This is a genomic window from Rhodococcus sp. LB1, from assembly GCF_001583455.1.
Lineage (GTDB): Bacteria > Actinomycetota > Actinomycetes > Mycobacteriales > Mycobacteriaceae > Rhodococcus_F > Rhodococcus_F opacus.
In genome coordinates, this window is record NZ_LTCZ01000439.1 from 26,951 (window position 1) to 34,959 (window position 8,009).

Below are 8,009 nucleotides of genomic sequence, written 5' to 3' on the forward strand. Positions count from 1 at the left end.
AGCCGAGGTCACTCCGGCCAGTCGAGGCTCCGGACGCTCGCGAAGCGTCGCGTGACGCCGGAGTAGGGGTCGGCGAATGCGACGGACCGGGCCAGCAGCCGCAGCGGCGTCGAATAGTCGTCGGCGGCAACGTCGTAGAAGTCGGGATAGAAGTTGTCGCCGTGGATCGGGATGCCGAGCGAACTCATGTGCAGCCGCAACTGGTGCGTCTTTCCGGTGTGCGGCAGCAGCCGGTACCGGGCCGCGTCGCCGTGGACCTCGAGGAGTTCGATGCGGCTCTCGCTGTTGGCGGGACCGTCCACCTCGTACGCCTTCAAGACGCCCCGTTCCTTGACGATTCGACTGCGGACGGTGGCGGGCAGCGGGAGGTCAGGGTCGTAACGGGCGACGGCCTCGTACTCCTTGACCACCCGGCGCTGGTCGAACAGCGACTGGTAGTCGCGCCGGACCTCACGCCGCACCGTGAAGATCAGCACCCCGGCGGTCAATCGGTCGAGGCGGTGCGCGGGTGTCAGTTCCGGGAGGTCGAGGTCTCTGCGCAACCGGACCAGCGCCGACTCGGCGATATACGCGCCGCGTGGGGTGCTGGCCAGGAAGTGGGGTTTGTCCACGACGAGGAGGTTCTCGTCGCGGTGGAGGATCTCGATCTCGAACGGCACCCGTTTCTCGACCGGCGGATCCCGGTACAGGTACACGAATCTGCGGGGTGCGAACGGGGTGGACTCGGTGATCGGCTGCCCGCGCTCGTCGACGACCTCCGCGGTGGCCACCTTCTCGCGGAGACGGGTCTCGTCGTGTGGAAAACGTGCGACGAGGTACTCGAGCACGGTCGGCCACGAGCCGTCGTCCGGCATCCTCAGCCGCGTCGGGTTGAGGCCGTCGCGGACGGGAAGTGGGGCGTCGGGCACCCCGTCACGGTAGACGACAGGCTGCGGAAATCCGCCGTTGACCGCGGGGGGACTCATGGTTACTATCCGGTAAGTTTGTGACGCGGGCCACCCTGACTGGTCGCTGAGGCGCGTCATCGGAGGATTTCACGGGGGTTCGTGGTGATCGTGCGTCGATGGGCGTTTCGACCGGGTGCGGTGGCAGTCGCTCTGGCGGTGGGGGTGGGGCTCGCGGTGGTGCCCACGGTGACGGCGTCGGCGGATCCGACGGGCGGGGCGGCGGGGGTCGCGTGGAACGCCGCGGTCGACGCGCCGCCCGAGTACCCGGTGATCGCGATCGACTGGGACGTCCCCATCCCCATGAGCGACGGAACGGTGCTGAAGGCCAACGTCTATCGCCCCGCGGACGCCTCCGGCACCCCGATCGACACCAAGATGCCGTCGGTCCTCAACATCACGCCGTATACGAAGCTGGTCGGCAACGTCGTCGATTCCGTGTTCGCGGTGCCGGGGCTCGAGGACACCGTCGTCGACCTGGTGAACTCCTTCGACCTCGCCGGAACCCCGTTCGATGGTGTCGGGGAAGCGGCCAAGGTGCTCACCGGTGGCGGCATGCGCGTCTTCGGGATCAACCGCGACCTCGTCCGGAACGGGTACACCCAGGTTGTGGTCGATGCGCGGGGCACCGGTTTCTCCCAGGGGGAATGGCAGGCGCTCGGTCCGCTCGAGCAGCAGGACTCCGTCGAGATCATCGACTGGATGAGCAAGCAGGGATGGTCCGACGGCACGGTCGGCATGGCGGGGGTGTCGTACTCGGGAATCAATTCGCTGCAGGCCGCGGGCCATCAGCCGCCGGCGTTGAAGGCGATCTTCCCGACCGAACCGGGCAACGATCTGCTCCGCGACATCGTCGGAACGGGCGGTGGTCTCGGCGTGGGATTCATGCCGCTGTGGCTGTCCCTGGTCAACGGTCTCAAGTTCGTTCCCGACGTCCAGGCCCTCGCGCAGGGGCGCTTCGACCAGCAGTGGCTGCAGGATCGGTTGCGGGATCCGCTGACGCTGTTCCCCGCACTGATCGAAGCCATGACCGCGCCGGACATCAACGGTCTCGACCCCGGCACGCTGCGGGTGGCGCAGGACGGCCAGTTCTACGAGGAGCGGAAGGCGCAGGCCGCGAACATCGAGGTGCCGACGATGCTCTACGGCGCGTGGCACGACATCTTCGCGAACAGCGAGCCGCGGGTCTACAACGACATCCCGCTGCCTGCCGGTGAGAAGCAGCTGATCATGAGTGACGCCTACCACATCTCGTTCGGTGGCGGCTTCGGTGAACAGGGTGCGCCGCCGCGACTCGACGTGCTCGAACGCGCCTGGTTCGACAAGTGGCTGAAGGGCATCGACAACGGCATCGACGAGTACGGCCCGGTCACGCTGTACCAGCAGGGCAACGGCTGGACCACCACCGATCAGTTCCCGCGGGCCGGTGTCGACTACCAGCGGATGTACCTGTCGGGCGCCCCCAGTGGCACCGCCGGGCACGCCGCCCACGACGGCAGCCTGGTGTCGGCGAAACCCGGCGACACAGCACGACTCACCGTCGCACCCGGACTCCGCGGGCTCTGTTCCCGCGACGGCGCACAGGGCACCGCAGGCGCGGCCGTCGTCTTCGGCTCGGTGTGCAGCAAGGACTCCCGGTTCGCCGAGGCCGAGGGGCTGACGTTCACCAGTGCCCCCGTCGCGCAGCCGACCGAGTTGTCGGGTCCGGTCAATCTGCACCTCGAAACGGTGCTCGACGCCCCGGACGGATTCTGGGCGGTGACACTGAACGACGTCGCACCGGACGGCACGTCGACCTCGCTCACCAATGGCGCTCTCACCGCTTCCATGCGGGCCGTGGACGATTCGAAGAGCACCAAGTCGGCGAACGGCGACTACACCGAACCGCACCATTATCTGACGGTGGACGCGCGTCAGCCGCTGGTTCCGGGTGAAGTGACACCGGTGGACATCAACTTCGTACCCACCGACGCCGTCCTCGCGCCGGGGCACCGGCTGCGCGTCGACGTGTACGCGGGCAGCGTCCCCCGGTACCTGCCGCTCGGACCGATTCTGGCCGACAGTCAACTGAAGCCGCAGCACGTCGCGTTGTCCCCGGATCGGCCGAGTTTTCTCAATCTGCCGCTGGTCGGAGCGCAGGCGTGGTGAAAGGTTCACGCCACGTCCCGAGATCCGTAGGGTTGACGTCATGACCAAGTGGACAGCTTCGGACATCGTCGATCAGAGCGGCCGCACGTTCGTCGTCACGGGTGCCAACAGTGGTCTGGGGGAGGTGGCCGCGCGGGCTCTGGGAAAGGCGGGGGCGCACGTCGTGCTGGCCTGTCGTAACACCCACAAGGGGGAGGTCGTCGCACGGTCGATCGGTGACAACGCCGAGGTGCGCCGCCTCGATCTGTCCGACCTCGCCTCGGTGCGCGAGTTCGCCGTCGGCGTCGATTCCGTCGACGTGCTCGTGAACAACGCAGGCGTGATGGCGGTTCCGCAGCGCAAGACCGCCGACGGATTCGAAATGCAGATCGGCACAAATCATCTCGGGCACTTCGCGTTGACCGGCCTGCTGCTCGGCAAGATCACCGATCGGGTCGCCACGATGTCGAGTGCCGCACATCAGGCGGGAACGATTCACCTCGACGACCTCAACTGGGAACGTCGCAAGTACAACCGTTGGAGCGCGTACGGGCAGTCGAAACTCGCGAATCTGCTGTTCACGTACGAATTGCAGCGCAGGCTGTCCGCGGCGGGGTCACCCGTGAAAGCGGTGGCCGCGCACCCCGGTTACGCGTCGACCAATCTGCAGGCCCACACCGAGTCGGTGCAGGACAAGCTGATGGCCGTCGGCAACCGGATCTTCGCGCAGTCGGCGGAGATGGGGGCGCTGCCGATGCTGTACGCGGCCACGGCCCCCGACGTGATCGGCGGCAGCTACATCGGGCCGGACGGCCTGTTCGAGCAGCGTGGCCACCCGAACGTGGTGGGCTCCAACAAGAAGTCGCGGGACGAGCACACCGCGCGGGCGCTGTGGGCGCTGTCGGAGGACCTGACGGGCGTCGAGTTCAAGTTCGGGTGACGCGACGCCCGTCAGGGTTGCTCAGTCTTCGGTGACCTCGAGGGTGACGTCGATGTTGCCGCGGGTGGCGTTGGAGTAGGGGCACACCTGGTGTGCCTTCTCGGTCAGTTCGAGCGCCTCGGCGCGGGGCAGGTGGGGGAGGGACACCTCGAGGGTGACGGCGAGACCGAATCCACCGCTGTCCGTCGGGCCGATGCCGACGCGGGCGCCGACGGCGGAGTCGGCGACGTTCGCCTTCGCCTGACGGCCGACCAGCTGGAGTGCGGAGTGGAAGCATGCCGCGTACCCGGCGGCGAACAGCTGCTCGGGGTTGGTGCCGTCGCCGGACCCACCCATCTCGGTGGGGATCGCGAGGTTCAGGTCGAGCCGGCCGTCGGACGTGCGGGCGTGGCCGTTGCGGCCTTCTCCGGTCGCGAGGGCTTCGGCGGTGTAGACGATCTTCATGGTTACTTCTCTCCTGTAGGGGTGTTGACGCTGTGAAGTGATTCGGTGAGCCGCGACAGAATGTCCCGCAGGGCGACGAGTTCGTCGATGCCCATTCCCGTCGAGTCGGCGAGTTCGGCGGGAATGCCCTCCGCGGCGGCGCGGAGGGCCGCACCCTTCTCGGTGAGGTGGATTCCGACCCGGCGCTCGTCGGCCGAGGAGCGCCGGCGTTCGACCAGGCCCAGGGTTTCGAGCCGCTTGAGCAGCGGTGACAGCGTGCCGGTGTCGAGGTCGAGGGCATCGCAGATCTCACGTACTCCACGGCCGTCCTGTTCCCAGAGCACCAACAGCACGAGGTACTGCGGGTAGGTCACTCCCAACGAGTCGAGCATCGACCGGTATCTCGCCGTCATGGCCCGGGAAGCCGAGTACAGGGCGAAGCACACCTGGCGGTCGAGGGCGAGGTTGTCGGTCACCACTGAATAGTTGCACACAACTAGGTTGTGCACAACCAAGAACTGGAATCGGTGATTGCGCTTACACTGTTGGCCAGTGACACGGGGTGCTGCCCGGCGACGAGCCGGACGGCTGAGAGCAGACCCGTCGAACCTGAACTGGGTAATGCCGGCGAAGGGATGTCGCGGAGACGCCCGTATGCGCTCATCCGATGTCTCGTCGCCGACCTAACGGAAGGTGACAGCATGCAGCTCGACAAGCAGATCGTCCTGGTGACCGGCGGTGGGCGGGGCCTCGGCGCCGCCATCGTGCGGTCGTTCGCGGCGCAGAACGCGCGGGTGATCGTGAACTACCGGAACAGCCGGGAGGCGGCCGAAGAACTCGCGACCTCCCTGGGTGCGGACCGTGCGGTCGCGCTCCGGGCCGACGTCACGGACGCCGGACAGGTGGCGGCGCTGTTCTCCGCGGCGGAGGAACACTTCGGCTCACCGGTGACCACGGTGATCAACAACGCGCTCGCCGACTTCTCCTTCAACGGCGACGCACGCGACAAGGCGGACGTCATCACGTGGGATGCATTCGACTCGCAGCTGCGTGGCAGCGTGAAGGCGACCCTGCACACGACGCAGGCCGCGCTGCCCGGCATGCGTTCGCTCGGGTTCGGCCGGATCGTGAACATCGGAACCAACCTGTTCCAGAACCCCGTCGTCCCGTACCACGACTACACGGCCGCCAAGGCCGCGGCGCTGTCGCTGACCCGTACGCTCGCGGCCGACCTCGGTCCCGACGGCATCACCGTCAACATGGTGTCGGGCGGGCTGCTCCGCACCACCGACGCGAGCGCCGCCACTCCCGACGAGGTGTTCGACCTCATCGCGGCGAGCACCCCGCTGCAGCGGGTCACCACGCCGGACGAGTTCGCCGACTCGGTGCTGTTCTTCGCGTCCCCGTGGTCGCGTGCGGTGACCGGCCAGAACCTCGTCGTCGACGGTGGACTGGTCAAGGACTGACATGAGCGACGCCCGGCAACTGCACTTCAACGCGTTCCTCTACAGCTGCGGGCACCACGGCGCCGCGTGGCGGCACCCCTCGTCCCAGGTGGAGCGCCTCTGCGACATCGCCTACTACGAGGAGTTGGCGCAGACCGCGGAGCGGGGCTGCCTCGACGCGGTGTTCTTCGCGGACGGGCATTCGGTGCGCGACCCCGCGTCCGGCGGCATGTGGTTCCTCGAACCGCTCACCGCGCTGTCCGCGATGGCGCGGGCGACGGAGCGGGTCGGACTGGTGACGACTGTGTCCACCACGTTCTACACACCGTTCCACGCCGCCCGGATGCTGGCATCGCTCGACCACATCAGCGGCGGCCGTGCCGGCTGGAACGTGGTGACATCCATGTTCGACGCCGAAGCGCGCAACCACGGACTCGAGGCGATGCCGCCGCACGACGAACGCTATTCGCGCGCCGCGGAGTTCGTCGACGTGGCACTCGCCCTGTGGGATTCGTGGGAGCCCGACGCGCTCGTGCTCGACCGTGAGGGCATCTTCGCGGACCCGGCCAAGGTGAAGCCGGTCGAGCATCGGGGAAAGCATTTCCTCGTGGACGGTCCGCTGAACGTGCCGCACTCGCCGCAGGGTCGTCCCGTGCTGTTCCAGGCCGGCGCGTCCGATCAGGGCCGCGACCTGGCCGCCCGGTGTGCCGAGGGCATCTACGCCGTCGCCTACGACCTCACGGCCGCGCAGAGCTACTACGGCGACGTGAAGCGGCGCATCCGCGCGGCGGGCCGCGACGCCGACGCGGTGGTCGTGATGCCTGGTCTCGTGACCTATGTCGGCTCGACCGGCGAGGAGGCCCGACGGAAGAAGGCGGAACTCGACGCGCTCCTGCCCGTCGAACAGTCGCTGGCGCAGTTGTCGATGTTCGTCCAGCAGGACTGCAGTGCCTGGGAATTGGACGCACCGGTTCCCGCCCTGCCGCCGCTGTCGGAGTTCACCGGGCCGCAGGGCCGGTACGACACGATCCTGCGGATCATCGACAAGGACCGTCCCACCGTGCGGTCGCTGCTGGGCACGTTGGCGGCCGGCGGCGGCCACTGCACCATGATCGGAACCCCGGAATCGATCGCCGACGAGATCGAGGTGTGGTTCCGCCGCGGCGGGGCCGACGGCTTCAACCTGATGCCGCCGCTCTACCCGAACGGCCTCGCCGACTTCGTCGACGAGGTGATCCCCGTCCTGCAGAAGCGTGGACTGTTCCGCGCGGAGTATGAGACAGAGACTCTGCGCGACCATCTCCGGGGGCGCCCGTAGTTGCCACCACAAAGAACACAACCTTCTCTAAGTACGCAACAGTGACTGTGAGCGTCCCTCCCCCCGACACTGGCTGTTATCGCGATCACACCACGACGCGAGTTCGGACGAGGAGTGGCAATGCTGGTAGCACTCGGCTTTCTGATGGTGGCCGTGTTCATGTTCTTGATCATGTCCAAACGGGCCACTCCCGTGGTCGGGTTGATCGCCGTCCCGGTCGCATTCGGGATCGCGGCCGGGGCGGGCCTCGGCATCGGCGACATGATCACCGACGGGATCAAGGCGCTGGCACCGACGGCCGCGTTGTTGTTCTTCGCGATCATCTTCTTCGGGATCATGATCGACGTCGGCCTGTTCGACCCGCTGGTGAAACTCATCCTCCGGCTCGTCCGCAACGACCCCATGCGGCTCGTCGTCGGCACCGCGGTGCTCGCGATGGTGGTGTCGCTGGACGGTGACGGATCCACGACGTTCATCATCGTGACGTCCGCACTGCTGCCGCTGTACATGAAGCTGAAGGTCAGCCCCGTGGTTCTGACGGTGGTCGCCGGCCTGGCGAACGGCGCGATGAACATCGTCCCGTGGGGTGGACCGACGGTCCGGGCCGCCGCGGCGCTCGGAATCTCACCGTCGGACGTGTTCGTCCCGATGATCCCGTCGCTGGTGGTCGGACTGCTCGTCGTGCTGCTGTTCGCCGTGCAGCTGGGCTACAGCGAACGCCGCCGCATCGGAACGCTCGAGCTCACCGACGAGCGCCTCCTCGTCTCCGCAGGCTCCGGCCTCCGACGGTCCGTGACCGGATCCGGATCCGG

Annotated in this window: 8 protein-coding genes and 1 riboswitch; of the genes, 5 read left to right on the forward strand and 3 right to left on the reverse strand. The window is 67.5% G+C overall.

The genetic code is table 11. The features are described from left to right. Nucleotides 1-8 precede the first annotated feature (8 nt). The gene (locus AZG88_RS47140; protein WP_005244302.1) at nucleotides 9-965 is read right to left on the reverse strand and encodes a pseudouridine synthase; all 957 of its coding nucleotides are present in this window, start codon (nucleotides 963-965) and stop codon (nucleotides 9-11) included. An 84-nt stretch (nucleotides 966-1,049) separates the two neighbouring features. Between AZG88_RS47140 and AZG88_RS47145 the strand changes: the two genes are divergently transcribed. Both AZG88_RS47145 and AZG88_RS47150 read left to right on the forward strand, forming a co-directional pair. Beyond that, nucleotides 1,050-3,092 (forward strand): CocE/NonD family hydrolase, encoded by a 2,043-nt coding sequence (locus tag AZG88_RS47145; protein WP_197488046.1) that lies wholly within the window; start codon nucleotides 1,050-1,052, stop codon nucleotides 3,090-3,092. A 40-nt stretch (nucleotides 3,093-3,132) separates the two neighbouring features. Then, nucleotides 3,133-4,011 (forward strand): oxidoreductase, encoded by an 879-nt coding sequence (locus tag AZG88_RS47150; RefSeq protein ID WP_061701448.1) that lies wholly within the window; start codon nucleotides 3,133-3,135, stop codon nucleotides 4,009-4,011. 21 nt (nucleotides 4,012-4,032) lie between these two features. Here the strand turns inward: AZG88_RS47150 and AZG88_RS47155 are convergent, their stop codons facing one another. Then, nucleotides 4,033-4,455: an organic hydroperoxide resistance protein gene (locus AZG88_RS47155; RefSeq protein WP_005244295.1), complete on the reverse strand. Its 423-nt coding sequence runs from the start codon at nucleotides 4,453-4,455 to the stop codon at nucleotides 4,033-4,035. A gap of 2 nt (nucleotides 4,456-4,457) precedes the next feature. Next, nucleotides 4,458-4,910, reverse strand: coding sequence for a MarR family winged helix-turn-helix transcriptional regulator (locus AZG88_RS47160; protein WP_061040703.1), 453 nt, complete (start codon nucleotides 4,908-4,910; stop codon nucleotides 4,458-4,460). 72 nt (nucleotides 4,911-4,982) lie between these two features. Beyond that, nucleotides 4,983-5,087, forward strand: a riboswitch (TPP riboswitch). Between the two features lie 48 nt (nucleotides 5,088-5,135). On the opposite strand from AZG88_RS47160, the gene AZG88_RS47165 reads away from it, so the two are divergent. The 3 genes from AZG88_RS47165 to AZG88_RS47175 all read left to right on the forward strand — a co-directional run. Next, nucleotides 5,136-5,900 carry a 3-oxoacyl-ACP reductase gene (locus AZG88_RS47165; protein WP_005244291.1) on the forward strand — a complete coding sequence of 255 codons (765 nt, stop codon included), beginning with the start codon at nucleotides 5,136-5,138 and terminating at the stop codon, nucleotides 5,898-5,900. A 1-nt stretch (nucleotide 5,901) separates the two neighbouring features. After that, nucleotides 5,902-7,197: an LLM class flavin-dependent oxidoreductase gene (locus AZG88_RS47170; RefSeq protein WP_025431884.1), complete on the forward strand. Its 1,296-nt coding sequence runs from the start codon at nucleotides 5,902-5,904 to the stop codon at nucleotides 7,195-7,197. 120 nt (nucleotides 7,198-7,317) lie between these two features. Further along, the coding region (locus tag AZG88_RS47175; RefSeq protein WP_269455127.1) for an SLC13 family permease at nucleotides 7,318-8,009 on the forward strand (692 nt) is incomplete at its 3' end.

What these genes read in the sequence shown, in the direction of transcription:
- AZG88_RS47140 (WP_005244302.1), bottom strand. Translation starts at nt 965, where the DNA reads ATGAGTCCCCCCGCGGTCAACGGCGGATTTCCGCAGCCTGTCGTCTAC.
- AZG88_RS47150 (WP_061701448.1), top strand. Translation starts at nt 3,133, where the DNA reads ATGACCAAGTGGACAGCTTCGGACATCGTCGATCAGAGCGGCCGCACG.
- AZG88_RS47155 (WP_005244295.1), bottom strand. Translation starts at nt 4,455, where the DNA reads ATGAAGATCGTCTACACCGCCGAAGCCCTCGCGACCGGAGAAGGCCGC.
- AZG88_RS47165 (WP_005244291.1), top strand. Translation starts at nt 5,136, where the DNA reads ATGCAGCTCGACAAGCAGATCGTCCTGGTGACCGGCGGTGGGCGGGGC.
- AZG88_RS47170 (WP_025431884.1), top strand. Translation starts at nt 5,902, where the DNA reads ATGAGCGACGCCCGGCAACTGCACTTCAACGCGTTCCTCTACAGCTGC.